The sequence below is a fragment of the Providencia sp. genome (assembly GCF_003533305.1).
In the GTDB taxonomy this organism is placed as follows: Bacteria; Pseudomonadota; Gammaproteobacteria; order Enterobacterales; family Enterobacteriaceae; genus Providencia.
In genome coordinates, this window is record NZ_DOEH01000005.1 from 33,426 (window position 1) to 54,086 (window position 20,661).

Sequence of the window (20,661 nt, forward strand, 5' to 3'; positions counted from 1 at the left end):
GCATGACAGAGAAAGTTGCGGTTCTATTAGGAGGAACGTCCGCTGAACGTGAAGTTTCACTTCAGTCAGGAAGTGCTGTATTGGCTGGTCTTCGCCAAGCAGGCATTGATGCGTATCCTATTGATACCAAAGACTTCCCTGTGGTGACGTTAAAAGAAGCAGGATTTGATAAAGTTTTCATTGCCCTACATGGCCGTGGTGGTGAAGACGGTACAATCCAAGGCATGCTTGAGTTTTTAGAACTTCCTTATACCGGTAGTGGTGTGATGGCATCGGCTTTGAGTATGGATAAACTGCGGACTAAACAGTTGTGGCAAGGTGCCGGACTGAGTGTTTCGCCTTATATTTCATTAACAAAACAACAATATGCAGAAAAAACCAAACAGCAAATCGCAGAACAAGCGATGCATTTGGGTCTTCCACTGATTGTTAAACCAAGTTTAGAAGGTTCGAGTGTTGGCATGAGCAAGGTTGATAGCTTAGAAGCTCTGCCTGCTGCCCTTGAGCTCGCGTTTCGTTTTGATGAAACATTATTGATTGAAAAATGGCTTAGTGGCCCTGAATATACGGTTGCAGTGCTAGGTGATGAAACATTACCTTCAATCCGTATCCAACCACCGGGTATTTTTTATGACTATGAAGCAAAATATCTTTCTGACGAAACGCAGTATTTTTGCCCAAGTGGCTTAAATGCACAATTGGAGTCGGCATTGTCAGAATTGTCAATAAATGCATATAAAACTGTTGGTTGCCGTGGTTGGGGTCGAGTTGACGTAATGCAAGATAGTGATGGTCAATTTTACCTGTTAGAAGTGAATACCTCGCCAGGTATGACTAGCCATAGCTTAGTGCCAATGGCCGCTAATCAAGCAGGATTGAATTTTTCGCAGTTAGTTGTGCGTATTTTGGAATTGGCTCGCTAATATGTCGCAGGCAGCGTTAAACGTTAAGCATCATAAACATAATAATGGGAATGATGAAGACCCCTATTCGGGGCCAAGTAATGGTTCATTTTTGAGTGGATTGTTCTTTTTCTTAGTGGTTGTGAGTACAATCGTTTGGAGTGGTTGGACCGTGATGACTTGGATGAAGGATGCGGATAGGCTACCAATGTCCAAGTTAGTGTTGACAGGTGAGCGCCACTACACAAAGAACGATGATGTCAGAAAGGCGATTTTATCCCTTGGGCAGCCAGGTACTTTTATGACTGTTGATGTGAATGCCATTCAAAATCAAATTAGTATGATGCCATGGATACGCCAAGTCACAGTGCGAAAACAGTGGCCAGATGAATTAAAGATCCATATTGCTGAGTATGTGCCGTTTGCCAGATGGAATGATCAAAACATGGTGGATGGGGAAGGGCGAGTGTTTAGCCTTCCCGTAACAGAAAATGGTAAAGGCGATTACGTCTTACTGTATGGACCTCAAGGAAGCCAGAAAGAAGTACTTAAAGAATATGTCATTTTAAAAGATATTCTGGCGAAGCACGACTTGAAGTTAAAATCGATTTCAATGACAGCGCGAAATGCATGGCAGATAATCTTAGATAATGACGTAAGAATTGAGCTAGGTAAAAAAGAAGTATTAGAGCGGTTAAATAGATTCCTTGAACTTTATCCGCTTTTACAGCAAACAACGGATAAACGAGTTGATTATGTTGATCTTCGTTATACCAGTGGTGCTGCGGTGGGGTGGGCGCCTTTATTGGTCGATGCCCCTCCGGGGTTTCAATAATAAATATTGCTAAGAACTCAAATTAGGCAGAAGCAAATGATAAAAGCAACGGACAGAAAATTAGTGGTAGGCCTTGAGATTGGAACTTCCAAGGTATCGGCCCTTGTAGGCGAAATTCTGCCCGATGGTATGGTTAATATTATCGGGGTGGGAAGTTGCCCATCTCGTGGCATGGATAAAGGCGGCGTGAACGACCTTGAATCGGTTGTGAAATGCGTGCAAAGAGCAATTGATCAGGCTGAATTAATGGCCGATTGCCAAATATCCTCTGTCTACCTTGGGTTATCGGGTAAACATGTTAGCTGCCAGAATGAAATTGGAATGGTGCCAATTTCAGAAGAAGAAGTCACTCAAGAAGATGTTGATAGTGTCGTTCATACCGCAAAATCAGTTAGAGTACGCGATGAACACCGTATTTTGCATGTGATCCCGCAAGAGTTTGCGATTGACTATCAAGAAGGCATTAAAAATCCGGTTGGACTGTCCGGTGTTCGTATGCAAGCAAAAGTCCATTTAATCACCTGTCATAATGATATGGCAAAGAATATTGTTAAAGCGGTAGAGCGTTGTGGTTTAAAAGTTGATCAGCTTATATTTGCAGGTCTAGCCGCGAGTTACGCCGTTTTAACTGAAGATGAACGTGAATTAGGTGTTTGTGTTGTCGATATTGGTGGCGGCACAATGGATATGGCTGTTTATACTGGTGGTGCTTTACGTCATACTAAGGTTATTCCTTACGCAGGTAATGTGGTAACGAGTGACATCGCGTATGCTTTTGGTACACCACCGAGTGACGCAGAGGCCATCAAGGTTCGTCATGGTTGTGCGGTCGGCTCTATTGTGAGTAAAGATGAAACCGTTGAAGTACCGAGTGTGGGCGGACGTCCACCAAGAAGCTTACAGCGGCAAACCTTAGCAGAAGTTATTGAGCCGCGTTATACTGAGTTATTAAATCTAGTAAATGAAGAAATATTAAATTTACAGGAACAGTTACGCCAACAAGGTGTCAAACACCATCTGGCAGCGGGTATTGTTTTGACGGGCGGCGCGGCACAAATCGATGGATTAGTCGAATGTGCACAGAAAGTCTTCCATACACAAGTCAGAATTGGTGCTCCACTTAATATAACTGGATTAACAGATTATGCGCAGGAGCCATACTACTCAACAGCAGTAGGGCTTCTACATTACGGCAAAGAAAGCCATCTTGGCGATGATACCGAGACGGAAAAACGTGCTTCAGTTAGCAATTGGTTTAGTAAAATCACGAGCTGGTTGAGAAAAGAATTTTAATTTTTATTCAGAAGCATATTATTAGCTTCGAAGTAAGCACAAAACGGAGAGAAATTATGTTTGAACCAATGGAGCTAACCAATGATGCGGTGATTAAAGTCATCGGTGTTGGTGGCGGCGGCGGTAATGCCGTAGAACACATGGTGCGTGAGCGTATCGAAGGCGTTGAATTCTTCGCTGTGAACACTGACGCACAAGCCTTGCGCAAAACAGCAGTAGGGCAAACCATTCAGATAGGTACGGGTATTACTAAAGGTCTGGGCGCTGGCGCAAATCCTGAAGTTGGCCGCAATGCTGCTGAAGAAGACCGCGAAGCATTACGTAATGCCCTCGATGGTGCCGATATGGTATTCATCGCAGCTGGTATGGGTGGTGGTACTGGTACTGGTGCAGCGCCAGTGGTTGCTGAAGTTGCCAAAGAATTAGGTATTTTGACTGTTGCTGTCGTGACAAAGCCATTCAATTTTGAAGGCAAAAAACGTATGGCATTTGCAGAGGCTGGTATCACTGAGTTGTCAAAGCATGTTGACTCATTGATCACCATTCCTAATGATAAATTATTAAAAGTACTTGGTCGTGGTATCTCTTTACTTGATGCTTTCGGTGCGGCAAATGACGTACTTAAAGGTGCAGTTCAAGGTATCGCAGAACTAATTACTCGCCCAGGTTTAATGAACGTAGACTTTGCTGACGTGCGTACTGTTATGTCAGAAATGGGCTATGCGATGATGGGTTCCGGTGTCGCTCGTGGTGAAGATAGAGCTGAAGAAGCTGCTGAAATGGCAATTTCTAGCCCACTGCTAGAAGATATCGACTTGTCTGGTGCGCGTGGTGTGTTGGTTAACATTACGGCTGGTTTTGACCTGCGTTTGGATGAGTTTGAAACGGTAGGTAATACTATTCGTGCATTCGCATCTGATAATGCAACGGTTGTAATTGGTACTTCTCTAGACCCAGAAATGCACGAAGAGCTGCGTGTGACTGTTGTTGCTACAGGTATTGGCATGGACAAACGTCCAGAAATTACTTTAGTAAGCAATAAAATGTCTCAGCAAACATCAATGGAGCAACGCTATCAGCAAATGCAAAATAGCATGTCTTCATTAACAGAAGAGAAACCAGCGGCTAAAGCGGTCAATGACCAAAATACGCAAACAAATAAAGAACCGGATTATCTTGATATTCCTGCGTTCTTGCGTAAGCAAGCCGATTAATTTTTAATTATATTGGATTCTCCGCTTTTTGTGCTAAAATTTCCTACTGATTGTCCTGTATGATAATCAGTAGGACTTATAACATTGCGAGAAATATACGATGATCAAACAAAGGACACTTAAACGTATTATTAATGCGACTGGTGTTGGTTTACATACCGGCAAGAAAGTTACGCTTACTTTACGTCCAGCGCCGGCGAATACCGGGGTCATCTACCGTCGTACTGACCTTAATCCACCGGTTGATTTTCCGGCAGATGCGAAATCAGTTCGCGATACCATGTTATGTACTTGCTTAGTCAATGAAGATAACGTGCGTATCTCAACTGTTGAACATTTGAATGCTGCTTTAGCTGGATTAGGTATCGATAACATTGTTATTGAAGTCAATGCGCCTGAAATCCCTATCATGGATGGCAGTGCAGCACCTTTTGTTTTCTTGCTACTTGATGGTGGCATTGAAGAATTAAATTGTGCAAAGAAATTTTTGCGTATTAAAGAAACTGTACGTGTTGAAGATGGCGATAAATGGGCAGAAATGAAACCTTATAATGGTTTTAGCCTTGATTTTACTATCGACTTCCAACATCCGGCAATTGATAGCAGTACTCAAAGTTATTCGCTTGATTTTTCAGCTGAATCATTTGTTAATCAAATTAGCCGTGCACGTACTTTTGGTTTTATGCGTGATATCGAATATCTGCAATCGAAGGGCTTATGCTTAGGCGGTAGTTTTGACTGCGCCATTGTTGTTGATGACTATAAAGTCCTCAATGAAGATGGTTTACGTTTTGAAGATGAATTTGTTCGCCACAAAATGCTTGATGCAATTGGTGACCTATTCATGTGTGGCCATAATATTATTGGTGCATTTACTGCATTCAAATCAGGTCACGCATTGAATAACAAACTTCTACAAGCTGTTCTTGCAAAAGAATCGGCTTGGGATCTGGTTACTTTTGAAGATGAAGCTGAATTGCCAGTGGCATTCAAAGCACCTTCAGCTGTATACGCATAAATTAAGCTTATACAGCAGTGCTATTGCTATCTCTGAAATGATTTAATCAGAGTTAGTCTTTCCTCTGTTGGCTGCACTAGTACTCTCTCCGGCTAGTGCAGCCAACCGCTCAAATTTTTCTTTCAATCCCTTAGGGCTTCTTTTTGCCAGTTTTAATAGCTGATCAGCGGTCTCTAAACTTATTTTTCTTTCATTCTTTTTTTGCTTAAATGGTGCTGTTTGCTTATTGAATGAGCTATTTTGCCTTGTTTTTCGCATTAGATCTGGGTTGATTCTGATGTCGATTGAAGATAAAGATGGTAGAATAGAAGTTCTTAATGCAGAAAGTAGATTTATTTTTTCGTAATTAAGTCGGGTCATCCAACTGGCATTAGCTACTTCGATAACCATAATATTATTACGATAGTTAGCAACTCGGCACATGGGTTTAAGTTCAGTCGGTAGTAAATCACCCACAATGCGATTCAGTTTGATAATGGCTTTTGCATTTTGCTGAATAATTTGTAAGGGGCTCGACGTTTTCGCTAATGAGCCTTCGAGAACATCAAAAAGTGCTTGTGGTTGACTATCTCTCATTGTTAGCTCCGACTTCCGAGTGATGATGATTAAAATCTATGTGCGAATCATGCTACTGTAACAGATAAATTATATAAGAGTTCGATGGGTATTTTAAATTTTTGGCGACAATTAGGAAGAAGATACTTTTGGTCCCACCTTTTACTTGGTGTGGTGGCTACAGGTGTCGGCTTGCCTACAATTTTAAATGCGCTATCTGAATCACAACATACTCAAATCAACTCTTCGCCTGTTAATCGTCAAAGCCAAGCGGTTAATGCTTTCGATAATCTATTTGCACAACAGAATTCCCAGCGTTCTTCCTCATCTTCTTCTTATTCTGTTAATTACTGGCAGCAGCATGCAGTCAGAAATGTGATTAGACAGCTTACATTTGCTTTCTCCACTCAAGAAGATGACGATTCAAATAAACAAGAAGCTCAAAAAGAACCATTACTTGCGCCTCAGTTAATGTTAGATACGCTATATGCCATGTTGGGGCAGCGTTCACTTCAATTGCATGAAAATGTAGCTCAAACAAGCAGTTATGTTTATCCTCTCTTTATTACATATCAACCCGCGATATGGATTGCTCAGGTTCATGGCATCAGGGCTGGCCCTGTTATTGCCTAGTTACTATTAACGCGATTACATCACTTGTTCGTGTGGTATATCGTCGTTCAAATTTATTATTAAATAACTAATTGATTTTCCTGAGATATAAAATATGTTAACAAAATTATTAACGAAAGTTTTTGGTAGCCGTAACGATCGTACGCTGCGTCGTTTACGTAAAGAAGTTGAAAAAATTAATCGCCTTGAGCCTGAATATGAAAAACTCACTGACGAAGAATTAAAAGCAAAAACGGCTGAGTTTCGTGAGCGTTTAAGCAAAAATGAAAGTTTAGACAGTCTTATTCCAGAGGCGTTTGCAACAGTACGTGAAGCTAGCCGACGTGTTTTTGGTATGCGTCACTTCGATGTTCAGTTAATCGGTGGTATGGTTTTGAATGAACGCTGTATCGCAGAAATGCGTACAGGTGAAGGTAAAACGCTGACGGCAACTTTGCCCGCTTACCTCAATGCATTGACTGGTAAGGGCGTTCACGTAGTAACCGTGAATGACTATTTGGCTAAGCGAGATGCGGAAAATAACCGTCCATTATTTGAATTTCTCGGTTTAACTATCGGTATTAACTTATCAGGTATGGCTCCTCCTGCTAAGCGTCAAGCTTATGCAGAAGACATTACTTACGGTACCAATAACGAATTCGGTTTTGACTATTTACGCGACAACATGGCATTTAGTCCTGAAGAGCGCGTTCAACGCAAACTACACTATGCATTGGTGGATGAAGTTGACTCAATCTTAATCGATGAGGCGCGTACACCACTTATCATTTCAGGGCCTGCGGAAGATAGCTCTGAACTGTATCAAAAAGTTGATAAATTAATACCAAAGCTTATTCGCCAAGAGAAAGAAGATTCAGATACTTTCCACGGTGAAGGTCACTTTTCTGTTGATGAAAAAGCGCGTCAAGTTACGATTACAGAGCGTGGTTTAGTATTGGTTGAAGAGTTATTGGCCGAAGAGGGCTTGATGACTGAGGGTGAGTCACTGTATTCGCCTGCGAACATTATGTTAATGCATCATGTTATGGCCGGTCTGCGGGCTCATGCATTGTTTACCCTTGATGTTGACTACATCGTTAAAGATGGCCAAGTTGTTATTGTCGATGAGCATACAGGTCGTACAATGGAAGGCCGTCGTTGGTCTGATGGTCTGCATCAAGCAGTAGAAGCGAAAGAAGGTGTTGAAATTCAAAATGAAAACCAAACACTGGCTTCGATAACATTCCAGAACTATTTCCGTTTATATGAAAAATTAGCGGGTATGACAGGTACTGCTGATACAGAAGCATTCGAGTTTAGCTCAATCTATAAGCTTGATACCATTGTTATTCCAACTAACCGCCCTATGGTACGTAAAGATTTACCTGACTTAGTTTATATGAACGAAGCAGATAAATTTGAGGCTATCATTGAAGATATTCGTGAAAGAACGGCTAATGGTCAACCGGTTCTGGTTGGTACAATTTCAATCGAAAAATCAGAGCTTATTTCTAATGCACTGAAAAAAGCTAAAATTGCGCATAACGTTTTGAATGCAAAGTTCCACGCAATGGAAGCGGAAATTATTGCAAACGCAGGTCAATCTGCTGCGGTAACAATTGCAACTAACATGGCTGGTCGTGGTACCGATATCGTGCTTGGCGGTAGCTGGCAGACAGAAGTCGCCGCATTAGAAGAACCGACTCAAGAACAAATTGATGAAATTAAAGCGCAATGGAAAATTCGCCATGATGCAGTATTAGCATCGGGTGGTTTACATATTATTGGTACAGAGCGCCATGAATCTCGTCGTATTGATAACCAGTTACGTGGTCGTGCCGGTCGTCAAGGGGATGCGGGTTCATCTCGTTTCTATCTTTCAATGGAAGATGCATTAATGCGTATTTTCGCATCAGACCGTGTTACTGGGATGATGAAAAAATTAGGTATGAAACCAGGGGAAGCGATTGAACATCCTTGGGTTACCAAAGCAATTGCTAATGCTCAGCGTAAAGTTGAAAGCCGTAACTTTGATATTCGTAAGCAGCTACTTGAGTACGATGATGTTGCGAGTGACCAGCGTCGTGCAATCTATTCACAGCGTAATGAATTACTTGATGGCGGTGATATTAAAGAAACCGTTGATAGTATTCGTGAAGATGTCTTTACTACGACAATGGATGCCTATATCCCACCACAATCGTTAGAAGAAATGTGGGATATCGACGGATTGCATCAGCGTCTTGTTAACGATTTCGATTTAGATTTACCAATGAAAGAGTGGCTTGATAAAGAGCCAGAGCTGCATGAAGAAACACTTCGTGAGCGCATTATGGAAAAAGCAGTTGAAATTTATCAACGTAAAGAAGAAATTGTTGGCGTTGAAGCTATGCGTAATTTCGAAAAAGGTATCATGCTACAAACTTTAGATACCTTATGGAAAGAACATTTAGCATCAATGGACTACCTGCGCCAAGGTATCCATTTACGTGGTTATGCACAAAAAGATCCTAAGCAAGAGTACAAACGCGAATCGTTTAGCATGTTTGCTAATATGCTTGAAACTTTAAAATATGAAGTGATAAGCACGTTATCTAAAGTTCAAGTTCGCTTACCTGAAGAAGTTGAAGCATTAGAGCAACAGCGCAGAGAAGAAGCTGAACGTTTAGCGAAAAAACAACAGCTAAGTCATGATTCTAGTGCTGAATCTTTAATGACAGAAACGGAAGCTAAGATTGCAACACAAGGTCATAAAATAGGTCGTAATGATCCATGTCCTTGCGGTTCAGGTAAGAAATATAAACAGTGTCATGGCCGATTGAATTAATGTTCAATCTACTGATTAAGTTGAACGATTAAATCGTAAAACGATCAATTATAAAAAATAAGAAAGGCGGGACTTCCCGCCTTTTTAACGAAGAAATTATGGAAAAAAAACATCTGCATATCGCTGCAGGTATTATTCGTAATACAAAGCAGCAAATATTCATAACTGAGCGCCCAGAAGGTACTCATATGGCCGGATTTTGGGAGTTTCCCGGAGGAAAGTTAGAGCAAGGTGAACAGCCTGAAGATGCTTTAATTAGGGAACTTGAGGAAGAAGTTGGTATTATAGTTACAGAAAGCAAATTATTTCACAGGGTTGAGCATGAACTAGACGATAGGTTTATAACACTTTACTTTTTTATCGTATTGGTCTGGCATAATGAGCCTTATGGAAAAGAAGGGCAAAAATCACGTTGGGTAGAGCAGCAAGATTTGATCGCAAGTGAATTTCCGCCTGCTAATCGTATTATTGTGGAAATGCTGACTCAATAATTTCAGCTACCAATGATATTGAAAAATTTTAATAAATAATGGTAAGTGGAAAGCATATCGTATCAACTTATGCTTCCCATTTTAAATTTAAAGATAAGTAGGCAATTAACCATTATTCTCTGGTAGTTCACTCCAATTATCGCTGTCTGATATCTCGCCTTGGCTTTCAATATATTTTTCTTCGCTTGCCCATTCTCCAAGATCAATCAATTGACAGCGTTTACTGCAAAATGGACGAAAGGGACTATCTTCATTCCAAACAACTGTTTTTTGGCAGGTTGGACAATTTACTTCAATATATTCATTCATAAAAATTTTTCACTCGTAAATGTTTGCTTTCATCAGCAGCAAGATAGTTCAAAGGTGATGACTTCGGGTAGTATACCATTCTCACTATCTATGTGGAGAAAACGAAGAGCAAAACGTGTTTTATGGCCTGAAATTTGAGGATAAATAAGATGTTCTGCAGATAACTTAATTCGAAGGAGTTCTTTTCCTTCCACGCTATCTTGAAAAAATCCATTATGTGATGCTTTAGTTTCGAAAGTTCCGGATTGGCGAATTAAGGTTAGAATGGTTTGCAATATGTCTTTTAATGGTTCAATGCTATCAAGCCAGCCTTTAATTGTGTTATCTCTTTGAGATTGAGGGATATTTAACCATAGCTGTAATGTTGGTAAATCGAAGCTACAGCATCCCCCTGGAATACTTAGGCGTTGACGAACCATACTGATGATTTTATCAGATCTTAGCTGATGCCCAGATCGAGATGCTGACATTAATCGGCTGATTTTTTCCGATAGCTCGTTAAGTAAAGAGTTAATTAATTGATTATCAGCATTTGGTGACTCAGCCCAAGTTAATAAACGAGATCGTTGTTTTTCGAGTTCTTTTACAAGCTCAGAGCGGACTTCACCTCTATCAAGTATTTCAATTAATTCAGAAATAGCACGAAAAAAAGCAATACCTGAAGAATAGGAGGTAATATGACTAAGTTCATAAACTTGCGCTAAAAGGGTTTCAAGGCGCAACCAAGAGCGGATTTTTTCATTCATTGGATATTCATAGGTGATGAAGTTTGTTGAAGTTAGTTCGCCCATTAAAATTCCTATTTTTTAGTTTTTGCTTGTGTTAAATATTGTTTGTGAAGTGCTGCAACCTTATTGGCAATACTGGGACCATTTGTATGATTTGTAACTATATCATCTGCATAAGATAAGCGCTTTTCTCTACTGACTTGTGCATTTAATATATTAATAGCTTGTTCACGGCTAATGTTATCTCTTTCAATGGTTCTTAATATTTGCTCTTCTTCAGTTACATCAACTACAAGTACTCGATCCGCTAAGTGAGAAATATTATTTTCTATTAGTAAGGGAACAACCCATATGACATATGGATAATTAACTTGCTGTAATTGTTTTTTTGTTTCTTTCTGAATTAGTGGATGAAGTAATGCATTTAACCATTTCTTTTGTTCAATATTAGAAAAAATAATTTCTCGTAGATAGTTTCTATTCAGGGAGCCATCAACATTAAGGATTGCCTTTCCAAAATGCAATGCAATAGCATCTAAGGCTGGAGTACCGGGTTCCACAACTTGTCGTGCAATGATATCAGCATCGACAACAGGCACGCCAAGCGCCGCAAATTCATTTGCAACGGTTGTTTTACCACTTCCAATACCACCTGTTAAAGCGACTATATAGGACATAATATTTATTCATTTATATATTGTTAATAAAAATAGATTACACTGAAATTTCGAATTTGTCTGCTCTCACTGTAACATATATGACATACAATTTATAACATATAACAAGAGTGGGGGACATATACAAATTACATTCTGTTTATAACATAAAGGTAAAAATTTTATCCCTAGAATAGGTTATTAAACACCGGTAATTACATTACCTAGATTAAATATTGGCAAATACATCGCTAACATTATCACACCGATAAGACTTGAAATTAAAACAAGTAAAATTGGTTCAAGATTTTTAAGTCTTTGCTTTGTTATATCTGCATATTGTTTAGAATAATATTTGAATAAATACTGTGTAAAGTATTGAAGCTTATCTGTTTCTTCGGCGATAGATATAAGTTGAATTGCTAAACTCGGAAAAAAAAGGGTTTGGTTCATCGCACTGGATAATGACTCGCCTTTAATTACAGTACTATGGATGAACTGACTATCTTTATGATAGTGATTATTAGTGATAGTTCCGATTGCACAATTTAAGCATTCAGGCAATGGTAAACCTGCTTTTAATGTCGATGATAATGTTAAAAAATAGATAGATAAATTGTGAAATTGTATTAATTGTCCAAAATAGGGAATGATTGTTGAAAGCTGATGGAGGTGTTTCTTAAATTCTGTTCTAAATTTGATTATACATAATATAAAGAGTGAGATTAATATAAAGAATAGATAAAACTCATCTCTAATTCGGTTAGATATAGTTATCATAATTTGTGTTAAGAATGGAAGTTCATGTTGAAATGTCGAATAAATATTTTCAAATTGAGGAATAACATACAGTAACATAATTGATAAAAGAATAATTGAAAATATTATGAGAGTAATTGGGTATCTCAAGGCTTTCTTAATGATTTGCGTTGTTTCAATGTTATGCTCTAACATAGTCGTTATAATAGTAAAACTATTTTCATACTGTCCTGTTTTTTCAGCAATTATTATTAGGCTTAAAGTGGTGCTGTCAAAGATAGTCGGATGTTGTTTTAGGTTTTTAGCGAAACTTTCACCTTTCTTCAAGTTATTGATTGAACATGAAATAATATAGTTCCAAAGTGGTAGTTGACAGTTGGATTTTAAAATACTCAAACATTGAAGTAAGTTTATTCCTGAAGATGTCAATATACTTAATTGATGAAAGAAATGAATTCGATAATTCAAATTTAATTTATTTAAATTGAAAATGGCTTTTAGCTTTATTTTTAAAGGTATTAGATTATTTTCAATAATAATTAATAGCGCCTGCTTTTTATTTTTAGCAATTAATGTGTCTTTTATTAAATCATTATGGCTATTGATTGCCGTATAGGAGTATATAAACATAATTAATAGTCCCCTTTGCCTACTATGGCGTAAACTTCTTGTAAGCTCGTATTTCCAGACTCTATGAGCTTAAGACCGGATTGAAATAAATTGATAAAATTACTCGAACAAATTTTTTGATTGGCAAAGACATTTTTCAAATTATCATGATGAAGGTATTCATAGATTGCAGTTCTTCCCATAAAGCCGGCAAAACATTGGTCACATCCTGATGATATCGATTCATTAACATGGGTATTTTCATCGATTTCCGTTTGTTTTGTTGTTGGTTGTTTGCAATTAGAGCAGAGTTTTCTAACAAGTCGTTGAGCAATAACCATTTTTAAGCAAGACCTCAATTGTGCTTTATTGACACCTAATTGCTCCATACGCTCTATTGCACTCACAGTGCAATTTGTATGTAGTGTTGAAAGCACTAAATGACCGGTTTGTGCTGCTCTGGTTGCAATTTGAGCTGTTTCTTCATCTCGTATTTCACCAACCATAATAATATCCGGATCCTGCCTTAATAAGGCTCTAAGTGTAAATGCAAAACTTAATCCATATTTTTCGTTAACTTGAATTTGATTTATCCCTTGAAGAGGGATTTCTATAGGATCTTCAATGGTTGAAATATTTCTTGAGGATTGATTTAAATACTCTAGAGCGCTATATAGGGTGACTGTTTTGCCACTCCCCGTTGGTCCTGTGACTAATATTAATCCTTGTGGTTTATGTAAGTTTTCTTTTAATACGTTTAATAGGGTAGAGCACATCCCGATGTGCTCTATGGAATATTTAAGTTGAGTATTGAGTAGTCTTAAAACCAGTTTTTCGCCATATAAGGTGGGAATACTTGATAAGCGTATACTGAAATTGTATCCATCAAAATACCAATTCAATTGTCCATCTTGAGGAAGCCTTTTTTCTGCAATATTCATTTTTGCTAGTATTTTAATCCGAGCAATAATCTCATTATTAATTTCATAAGGAGGAGATGGCATAAAATGTAGTTTCCCATCCACCCTAATACGTATTTTAATGCCTTGCTTAGTTGGTTCTATATGTATGTCTGATGAACGCTTACGAACTGCGGACTTAAGTAATTCCTCAACAAAGTCAATTGCTGGCGAGGATGTATTTAATGATTCGGTTTCTTTTGATTGATAGGTTTTTTCTTCTTCCTGAACTTCGTGAATATCATGATTAAAATAGTGGTCTATTTTTTCTTTTGGCCAAATGTCATAACAGACTGGTACACTAGCAATAAATCTTAGTGTTGAAATAACGTTATCATTAGGTTTTTGCGATACGGCAATTGATAATCTTTTATGGTTGTAATCAATTATTATTATATAATTTTTATCGCATACATTTTTAAGTTCTTTAAAAATATATTGCCTTTCCCTGGTGTAATTCATTTTAGCCCTTATTTAAAAATTGAGTGTTTTTTCACAGAGTGATTTTAAATTATCATCACTGTCGCTTTCACAAACAATTGTCCATTGAAAAGGCATATTATTATTTGTATTTAAAGGTGTTAATGTAGCAGAAAGGCCAGAGAGTGCTTTATCAGCAGTAAAAGTAATGACACCAGCTTTTACATCTATTGCACTAAGGTACTTACCTTTAACATTATTAGGAATATTGTCTTTTCCGCTAGCACATTGAGTTAAACCGCCTTGATTGAAACTACATAATTCAACGCTATTTTTATAAGGAAGTATAGTTTGTAGTACATCGGTCATTGCGGCTTTTTGCATATATCCTTGATAGCCTGGAATGGCTATTGCACTAAGTATAGAAATTATTGCAATAACAACCATTATTTCAATTAACGAAAATCCTTTTTGATTCATGATTAAATCCTTCTATGTTGAGGTGAGTGAATATCATGAACGAGTTTTTACGTTACATTTAGTCATTGCATTATTATATGCGAGCAGTTTTGAAAAATATTTATGATAATAAGTGGGGTTTCATTTTTATTTGGAGCGTACTCGAAAAATATAAATTTATTTTTATATGATCTTGAGAGAATATGATTTTTTGGGGGGGGGGCTTAATTTAAAATACTCGTAATTATATTTTGAAATTTAATTACGAGGGTTAATAAAAGTTGAATTATTTAAATGTTTTTAATTTTTCTTTGTAATGTGACCAATTGAAATAAGGGCCAGGATCTGTTTTTCGATTAGGTGCAATATCACTGTGGCCGGTAATATTGTGTGCAATAAGCGGATATTGAGCGATAAGTAATTTTGTGATTTGAGCTAGTGCTAAATATTGATCTTCTGTAAAAGGTTCGAAATCGGTTCCTTCGAGTTCAATACCAATTGAAAAGTCATTACATTTTTCTCGGCCTTGATAACTTGATTGTCCCGCATGCCAAGCACGCATATTAAAAGGAACATATTGTATTATTTCACCATCACGGCGTATTAGACAATGGGCAGAAACTCGAAGGTGTTTTATCTCGTCAAAAAATGGATGCTCATCAGGATTTAATGTCCCTGTAAAAAGCTGATTAATATACGGGCCACCAAATTGTCCAGGAGGAAGGCTGATATTGTGTATAACTAAAAGCGAAGGAACCGTAGTTTCAGGTCTTTCATCATAATGGGGAGAAGGGATATGAGTCACATTTTTTAGCCAACCATTATGTATTTTCATACCGGTATCCATAGTATTCTCTTTTCTTTTTTAAGCTCTCGTTATCTATAGCTAGAAAGATTAGCATAGATGATATGACACGGGTGGATATTTTTGGAGTTTACTAATGGCTATACGACGTTACGATGAGAAACAAAGACGTGAAGTTCTTCTTGAAAGATTGTCTGTAGATATTCCCTTCATGGTCAGTGTTGCACTGAAAGAAGATTTAGGCCAGTTGGTTGATTATAAACAAGATATTACTGGGCAATTGCTCAATGAAAATACGCTTGCAACAGCTCGAATTATTACAAGAGAACAGGGTGTTTTTTGTGGGCAACAATGGCTTGATGAAGTTTTTCATCAATTAGGTGGCCAGGTTAAAGTTCATTGGCAAGTACGCGACGGCGATACCGTTGCACCAAATCAAATTCTCTGTGAAATGTCTGGGCCATCTCAGGTACTTTTAACCGGAGAACGGACAGCACTTAATTTTATTCAAACATTGTCGTCTGTCTCGACAGTGACAGCTCTATATGTGGAACAGCTCAAAGGGACAAGAGCTAAGCTTCTGGACACAAGAAAAACCATTCCTGGACTAAGAACGGCATTAAAATATGCCGTTTTGATGGGCGGAGGGTTTAATCATCGCCTTGGTTTATCTGATGCCTATCTTATTAAAGAAAATCATATTATTTCAGCGGGTTCCGTAGAACAAGCCGTCAACCTTGCTCGTAAAGCTCACTCTGAAGTCCCTATAGAGGTTGAAGTTGAAAATTTGGATGAGTTACTTCAAGCAATAAAGGCTGATGCAGATATCATCATGTTAGATAATTTTACGACTAAAATGATGAAAGATGCTGTGGTATTAACAGCCGAGAAGGCCGCTTTAGAGGTATCAGGAAACGTAACCTTAAGTACAATCAAAGAGTTTGCTGAAACTGGAATTGATTTTATCTCAGTCGGTGCATTGACTAAACATATTAAAGCAATGGATTTATCCATGCGATTTGTGAATGAGAAATAACGGAAGCTTTGCTAATTATTACGATTAAACAGCAGCGATTGTAAAGTGAAGGACATAATTTGAACAATCTCTGCTGGTTTTTAAATTGACGTCAAATGCTGATGAGGCTATCTGGTTTAGTTCAGTGCTATTTTTTAAATCGAAATTTGATTTAAGTTTGACTTAATGGATATTTTAACGATTTTTTTATGTTAAAGATGGTGTTTTGTATTTCAGTAATCGCTTAGATATATTTATTGAATAATTATGCATTATAATTGACTTTGATTTGCCTTAGTTTGTAACTGTAACGCTTCAGTTGTCGTTATTTTGGCATAAAAAATCGATTTAAATGTTAAATATCAATATGCGTATAAATGTGTTTAGTTATCAAATTATGCTAAATATTAAAATTTTTTGTTAAAATTTGCAGGATTTTATGATTTAGCACAAGGTCTTTATGGACAGATAGTGAATACTTTGTTACTTTATTAACCCATAAATAAATTGGTATTACCAATTAACACTGGGTAATACGTAATCAATAATTACTCACTAATGAACATGGCAGATTATGACTTACGGTAAAATTCGCCAACCAAAGTTATCTGATGTTATAGAGCAACGACTCGAACATCTTATTTTCGAGGGGACTTTACGCCCCGGCGAAAAGCTGCCTCCTGAACGCGAACTGGCTAAACAGTTTGACGTGTCCAGACCATCAGTACGTGAAGCAATTCAAACTTTAGAAACCAAAGGTCTTTTATCTCGCCGTCAAGGTGGTGGAACCTTTGTTCAAAAAAAAATGTGGCAAAGTTTTAGCGACCCACTTGCTGAATTACTTGCTGGTAACCCTGAATCTCAATTTGATCTCCTTGAAACGCGTCATGCACTCGAAGGTATTGCCGCTTATTATGCTGCGCTTCGTGGTACTGAAGAAGATTTAGTGAGAATTCGTCAAAGTTATGAACTAATTGAAGTTGCACAGCAAAATGGCGGGCTTGAAGCTGAATCAGACGCGGTATTACAATATCAACTGATTGTAACAGAAGCTGCTCATAACGTTGTTTTATTGCACCTGTTGCGCTGCATGGTTCCTATGTTGGAACAAAATATTAAGCAAAATTTTGAGTTTTTATACACGCGTAAAGATATGTATAAAGCAGTTAGTGAACATAGAGCTCAAATTTTCTCCGCTATAATGGCAAGAGAACCTGAAAAAGCACGAGAAGCTTCTCATCGCCACTTAGCCTTTATTGAAGACTTGCTTTTGGATATTGGCCGAGAGCAGACAAGACGAGAACGTTCGTTACGTAGGTTACAGCAACATCCTGATTTAAAGTAGTAATATAGAACCTGACTGCTGCATCTATATTACTGTGAATGCTCTATTTGAGCGCTAAACGCAGCAACTACATTAGGGCCTATCTTCCCGTTATTTTTAATGAAATGGGAAAATAACGGGAAGATAGGCTCCACATAAACATCATAAAATAGATAACAGATAAGGAATACACCATGTCAGATATGTTAAAAAATGACGTGGATCCGATTGAAACTCGCGACTGGTTACAGGCGATTGAATCGGTGATCCGTGAAGAAGGTGTTGATCGTGCACAGTTCATTATCGAACAGGTATTGAGCGAAGCACGTAAAGGCGGTGTTAACATTGCTGCTGGTGCATCCGGTCATTTTGATTACATCAACACAATTGCTGTTGAAGATGAACCTGCATACCCTGGTAACATGGATTTAGAGCGCCGTATTCGCTCTGCAATTCGTTGGAACGCAGTTATGACTGTACTGCGTGCTTCTAAAAAGGATTTAGAGTTGGGTGGCCATATGGCCTCATTCCAATCTGCTGCAACCTTATATGAAGTTTGCTTTAACCACTTCTTCCGCGCTCATAATAATAATGATGGCGGCGACTTGGTATTTTTCCAAGGCCATATTTCCCCGGGTATCTATGCTCGTGCTTTCTTAGAAGGCCGCTTAACTGAAGAGCAGATGAATAATTTCCGTCAAGAAATTGGTGGTAAAGGTTTATCTTCTTACCCACACCCTAAATTAATGCCTGATTTCTGGCAGTTCCCAACTGTTTCAATGGGTCTGGGACCAATCAATGCTATCTACCAAGCTAAATTCTTAAAATATTTGGATAACCGTGGTCTGAAAAATACCTCTGCACAGACGGTATATGCTTTCTTAGGCGATGGTGAGATGGATGAGCCTGAATCTAAAGGTGCGATTACTATCGCAACTCGCGATAAGTTAGATAACTTAGTTTTCGTTATTAACTGTAACTTACAGCGTTTAGATGGCCCAGTAACTGGTAATGGTAAAATTGTTAACGAGTTAGAAGGCATCTTTAATGGCGCTGGCTGGCAAGTTATCAAAGTTATGTGGGGCGATCGTTGGGATGAATTGCTGCGCAAAGATACTAGCGGCAAATTAGTTCAATTGATGAACGAAACACTGGATGGCGACTATCAAACATTTAAGTCACGTGATGGTGCTTATGTTCGCGAACATTTCTTTAATCGCTACCCAGAAACTGCTGCATTAGTTAAAGACATGACTGATGATGAAATTTGGGCGTTGAACCGTGGTGGTCACGATCCGAAGAAAGTCTATGCAGCATTTAAGAAAGCAGAAGAAACGAAAGGCAAACCAACTGTCATTTTAGCTCAAACCATCAAAGGTTATGGTATGGGTGAAACGGCTGAAGGTAAAAACATCGCTCACCAAGTGAAGAAAATGAACATGGATGGCGTACGTTACTTCCGTGATCAATTCAATGTGCCAGTTGCCGACGACCAAATTGAAAAACTGCCGTACATTACATTTGAAAAAGATTCAGAAGAGTACAAATATCTACATGAGCGTCGTCAAGCGCTTGGTGGTTATTTGCCAGCTCGTCGTGCTAAGTTTGAAGAGAAACTGGAAATTCCAGCACTGTCAGACTTTAGTCAATTACTTGAAGAGCAATCTAAAGAAATTTCAACCACAATTGCATTCGTTCGTGTTCTGAATGTTATGTTGAAAAACAGCTCTATTAAAGAACGTTTAGTCCCAATTATCGCTGATGAAGCTCGTACCTTTGGTATGGAAGGTCTGTTCCGTCAAATCGGTATTTACAGTGCGAAAGGGCAGCAATATACCCCTCAGGATCGTGAGCAAGTTGCTTACTATAAAGAAGATTCTAAAGGTCAAATTTTGCAAGAAGGTATCAATGAGTTAGGTGCGGGCTCTTCATGGTTAGCTGCGGCGACATCATATAGCACCAATAACCTACCAATGATCCCATTCTATATCTACTACTCAATGTTTGGTTTCCAACGTATTGGTGACTTGATGTGGGCAGCGGGTGACCAACAAGCACGTGGCTTCCTGATTGGTGGTACTTCAGGTCGTACAACACTTAATGGTGAAGGCTTACAACATGAAGATGGTCATAGCCATATCCAGTCACTGACTATTCCTAACTGTATTTCTTATGACCCAGCTTACGCTTATGAAGTTGCTGTCATTATGCACGACGGTTTAGAGCGTATGTATGGCGAGAAACAAGAGAACGTGTATTACTACATCACGACTCTTAATGAAAACTACCATATGCATGCAATGCCAGAAGGCGTTGAAGAAGGTATCCGTAAAGGTATCTACAAGCTGGCTTCTGTTGAAGGTAGCAAAGGTAAAGTTCAGTTATTAGGTTCTGGCTCAATGATGCGCCACGTACGTGAAGCTGCAAATGTGCTGTCAACTGAATATGGAATTGGTTCTGATGTTTATAGCGTAACCTCATTCACTGAATTGGCTCGTGATGGTCAAGACTGTGAGCGTTGGAATATGCTACATCCATCTGCTACGCCACGTGTTCCATATGTTGCTCAAGTCATGAATGACGCACCAGCTGTTGCATCAACTGACTACATGAAACTGTTCGCAGAGCAAATTCGTACCTATGTACCTGCTAGTGAGTATCGTGTACTAGGAACCGATGGTTTCGGTCGTTCAGATAGCCGTGAAAACCTGCGTCACCACTTTGAAGTGGACACAACTTATGTGATAGTTGCAGCGCTAGGTGAATTGGCTAAACGTGGTGAAATTGATGTTCAAATCGTTGAAGAAGCGATTAAAAAATACAACATCAACCCAGATAAAGTTAACCCACGTTTGGCATAAGAGGTAAGAA

Annotated in this window: 19 protein-coding genes; 11 read left to right on the plus strand and 8 right to left on the minus strand. The window is 38.5% G+C overall.

Annotation, left to right across the window (positions count from 1 at the left end; all coding sequences use genetic code 11):
• Positions 1 to 2: 2 nt before the first annotated feature.
• The 5 genes from DD649_RS01390 to lpxC all read left to right on the plus strand — a co-directional run bounded on the left by DD649_RS01390 (position 3) and on the right by lpxC (position 5,262).
• A complete protein-coding gene (locus DD649_RS01390) occupies positions 3 to 923 on the plus strand; it encodes a D-alanine--D-alanine ligase (RefSeq protein WP_294102639.1) in 921 nt (306 codons plus the stop codon).
• 1 nt (position 924) lies between these two features.
• Positions 925 to 1,737 (plus strand): cell division protein FtsQ, encoded by an 813-nt coding sequence (ftsQ, locus tag DD649_RS01395; protein WP_294102641.1) that lies wholly within the window; start codon positions 925 to 927, stop codon positions 1,735 to 1,737.
• A gap of 36 nt (positions 1,738 to 1,773) precedes the next feature.
• Positions 1,774 to 3,030 (plus strand): cell division protein FtsA, encoded by a 1,257-nt coding sequence (gene ftsA, locus DD649_RS01400; protein WP_294102643.1) that lies wholly within the window; start codon positions 1,774 to 1,776, stop codon positions 3,028 to 3,030.
• A gap of 56 nt (positions 3,031 to 3,086) precedes the next feature.
• Positions 3,087 to 4,244 carry a cell division protein FtsZ gene (gene ftsZ / locus DD649_RS01405; RefSeq protein WP_042845111.1) on the plus strand — a complete coding sequence of 386 codons (1,158 nt, stop codon included), beginning with the start codon at positions 3,087 to 3,089 and terminating at the stop codon, positions 4,242 to 4,244.
• Positions 4,245 to 4,344: 100 nt separating this feature from the next.
• The gene (lpxC, locus tag DD649_RS01410; RefSeq protein WP_294102701.1) at positions 4,345 to 5,262 is read left to right on the plus strand and encodes a UDP-3-O-acyl-N-acetylglucosamine deacetylase; all 918 of its coding nucleotides are present in this window, start codon (positions 4,345 to 4,347) and stop codon (positions 5,260 to 5,262) included.
• A gap of 42 nt (positions 5,263 to 5,304) precedes the next feature.
• Here the strand turns inward: lpxC and DD649_RS01415 are convergent, their stop codons facing one another.
• Positions 5,305 to 5,838, minus strand: coding sequence for a DciA family protein (locus DD649_RS01415; protein ID WP_294102704.1), 534 nt, complete (start codon positions 5,836 to 5,838; stop codon positions 5,305 to 5,307).
• 84 nt (positions 5,839 to 5,922) lie between these two features.
• Between DD649_RS01415 and secM the strand changes: the two genes are divergently transcribed.
• The 3 genes from secM (at position 5,923) to mutT (ending at position 9,747) form a co-directional block, all read left to right on the plus strand.
• Positions 5,923 to 6,450: a secA translation cis-regulator SecM gene (secM, locus tag DD649_RS01420; protein WP_294102711.1), complete on the plus strand. Its 528-nt coding sequence runs from the start codon at positions 5,923 to 5,925 to the stop codon at positions 6,448 to 6,450.
• A 94-nt stretch (positions 6,451 to 6,544) separates the two neighbouring features.
• Positions 6,545 to 9,256, plus strand: a complete 2,712-nt coding sequence (gene secA, locus DD649_RS01425; RefSeq protein WP_294102714.1) for a preprotein translocase subunit SecA — start codon at positions 6,545 to 6,547, stop codon at positions 9,254 to 9,256.
• Positions 9,257 to 9,354: 98 nt separating this feature from the next.
• Positions 9,355 to 9,747: an 8-oxo-dGTP diphosphatase MutT gene (gene mutT, locus DD649_RS01430; RefSeq protein ID WP_294102716.1), complete on the plus strand. Its 393-nt coding sequence runs from the start codon at positions 9,355 to 9,357 to the stop codon at positions 9,745 to 9,747.
• Positions 9,748 to 9,852: 105 nt separating this feature from the next.
• Here mutT and yacG read toward each other — a convergent pair whose 3' ends face one another.
• The 7 genes from yacG to ampD form a co-directional block, all read right to left on the minus strand.
• On the minus strand, positions 9,853 to 10,056 hold the full coding sequence (yacG, locus tag DD649_RS01435; protein ID WP_294102718.1) for a DNA gyrase inhibitor YacG: 204 nt from the start codon (positions 10,054 to 10,056) through the stop codon (positions 9,853 to 9,855).
• A 32-nt stretch (positions 10,057 to 10,088) separates the two neighbouring features.
• Positions 10,089 to 10,847 (minus strand): cell division protein ZapD, encoded by a 759-nt coding sequence (gene zapD / locus DD649_RS01440; protein ID WP_336428725.1) that lies wholly within the window; start codon positions 10,845 to 10,847, stop codon positions 10,089 to 10,091.
• An 8-nt stretch (positions 10,848 to 10,855) separates the two neighbouring features.
• Positions 10,856 to 11,461, minus strand: a complete 606-nt coding sequence (gene coaE, locus DD649_RS01445) for a dephospho-CoA kinase (RefSeq protein WP_294102722.1) — start codon at positions 11,459 to 11,461, stop codon at positions 10,856 to 10,858.
• Positions 11,462 to 11,641: 180 nt separating this feature from the next.
• A complete protein-coding gene (locus DD649_RS01450) occupies positions 11,642 to 12,829 on the minus strand; it encodes a type II secretion system F family protein (RefSeq protein ID WP_294102725.1) in 1,188 nt (395 codons plus the stop codon).
• A gap of 2 nt (positions 12,830 to 12,831) precedes the next feature.
• Positions 12,832 to 14,229 carry an ATPase, T2SS/T4P/T4SS family gene (locus DD649_RS01455; RefSeq protein WP_294102729.1) on the minus strand — a complete coding sequence of 466 codons (1,398 nt, stop codon included), beginning with the start codon at positions 14,227 to 14,229 and terminating at the stop codon, positions 12,832 to 12,834.
• A gap of 12 nt (positions 14,230 to 14,241) precedes the next feature.
• Positions 14,242 to 14,667, minus strand: a complete 426-nt coding sequence (gene ppdD / locus DD649_RS01460) for a prepilin peptidase-dependent pilin (protein ID WP_294102732.1) — start codon at positions 14,665 to 14,667, stop codon at positions 14,242 to 14,244.
• A gap of 265 nt (positions 14,668 to 14,932) precedes the next feature.
• Positions 14,933 to 15,481, minus strand: coding sequence for a 1,6-anhydro-N-acetylmuramyl-L-alanine amidase AmpD (gene ampD / locus DD649_RS01465; protein WP_294102734.1), 549 nt, complete (start codon positions 15,479 to 15,481; stop codon positions 14,933 to 14,935).
• 106 nt (positions 15,482 to 15,587) lie between these two features.
• Between ampD and nadC the strand changes: the two genes are divergently transcribed.
• The 3 genes from nadC (at position 15,588) to aceE (ending at position 20,651) form a co-directional block, all read left to right on the plus strand.
• The gene (nadC, locus tag DD649_RS01470; protein ID WP_294102737.1) at positions 15,588 to 16,487 is read left to right on the plus strand and encodes a carboxylating nicotinate-nucleotide diphosphorylase; all 900 of its coding nucleotides are present in this window, start codon (positions 15,588 to 15,590) and stop codon (positions 16,485 to 16,487) included.
• Between the two features lie 553 nt (positions 16,488 to 17,040).
• Positions 17,041 to 17,811 (plus strand): pyruvate dehydrogenase complex transcriptional repressor PdhR, encoded by a 771-nt coding sequence (gene pdhR / locus DD649_RS01475; protein WP_294102742.1) that lies wholly within the window; start codon positions 17,041 to 17,043, stop codon positions 17,809 to 17,811.
• Between the two features lie 173 nt (positions 17,812 to 17,984).
• A complete protein-coding gene (gene aceE, locus DD649_RS01480; protein WP_294102744.1) occupies positions 17,985 to 20,651 on the plus strand; it encodes a pyruvate dehydrogenase (acetyl-transferring), homodimeric type in 2,667 nt (888 codons plus the stop codon).
• Positions 20,652 to 20,661 lie beyond the last annotated feature (10 nt).

Excerpts from the sequence above, each read along its gene's own strand:
- DD649_RS01450 (WP_294102725.1), bottom strand. The coding sequence starts at position 12,829 with ATGTTTATATACTCCTATACGGCAATCAATAGCCATAATGATTTAATA.
- ftsQ (WP_294102641.1), top strand. The coding sequence starts at position 925 with ATGTCGCAGGCAGCGTTAAACGTTAAGCATCATAAACATAATAATGGG.
- yacG (WP_294102718.1), bottom strand. The coding sequence starts at position 10,056 with ATGAATGAATATATTGAAGTAAATTGTCCAACCTGCCAAAAAACAGTT.
- ppdD (WP_294102732.1), bottom strand. The coding sequence starts at position 14,667 with ATGAATCAAAAAGGATTTTCGTTAATTGAAATAATGGTTGTTATTGCA.
- pdhR (WP_294102742.1), top strand. The coding sequence starts at position 17,041 with ATGACTTACGGTAAAATTCGCCAACCAAAGTTATCTGATGTTATAGAG.
- secA (WP_294102714.1), top strand. The coding sequence starts at position 6,545 with ATGTTAACAAAATTATTAACGAAAGTTTTTGGTAGCCGTAACGATCGT.
- mutT (WP_294102716.1), top strand. The coding sequence starts at position 9,355 with ATGGAAAAAAAACATCTGCATATCGCTGCAGGTATTATTCGTAATACA.
- lpxC (WP_294102701.1), top strand. The coding sequence starts at position 4,345 with ATGATCAAACAAAGGACACTTAAACGTATTATTAATGCGACTGGTGTT.
- secM (WP_294102711.1), top strand. The coding sequence starts at position 5,923 with ATGGGTATTTTAAATTTTTGGCGACAATTAGGAAGAAGATACTTTTGG.
- coaE (WP_294102722.1), bottom strand. The coding sequence starts at position 11,461 with ATGTCCTATATAGTCGCTTTAACAGGTGGTATTGGAAGTGGTAAAACA.
- nadC (WP_294102737.1), top strand. The coding sequence starts at position 15,588 with ATGGCTATACGACGTTACGATGAGAAACAAAGACGTGAAGTTCTTCTT.
- ampD (WP_294102734.1), bottom strand. The coding sequence starts at position 15,481 with ATGAAAATACATAATGGTTGGCTAAAAAATGTGACTCATATCCCTTCT.
- aceE (WP_294102744.1), top strand. The coding sequence starts at position 17,985 with ATGTCAGATATGTTAAAAAATGACGTGGATCCGATTGAAACTCGCGAC.
- DD649_RS01390 (WP_294102639.1), top strand. The coding sequence starts at position 3 with ATGACAGAGAAAGTTGCGGTTCTATTAGGAGGAACGTCCGCTGAACGT.
- ftsZ (WP_042845111.1), top strand. The coding sequence starts at position 3,087 with ATGTTTGAACCAATGGAGCTAACCAATGATGCGGTGATTAAAGTCATC.
- zapD (WP_336428725.1), bottom strand. The coding sequence starts at position 10,847 with ATGGGCGAACTAACTTCAACAAACTTCATCACCTATGAATATCCAATG.
- DD649_RS01415 (WP_294102704.1), bottom strand. The coding sequence starts at position 5,838 with ATGAGAGATAGTCAACCACAAGCACTTTTTGATGTTCTCGAAGGCTCA.
- DD649_RS01455 (WP_294102729.1), bottom strand. The coding sequence starts at position 14,229 with ATGAATTACACCAGGGAAAGGCAATATATTTTTAAAGAACTTAAAAAT.
- ftsA (WP_294102643.1), top strand. The coding sequence starts at position 1,774 with ATGATAAAAGCAACGGACAGAAAATTAGTGGTAGGCCTTGAGATTGGA.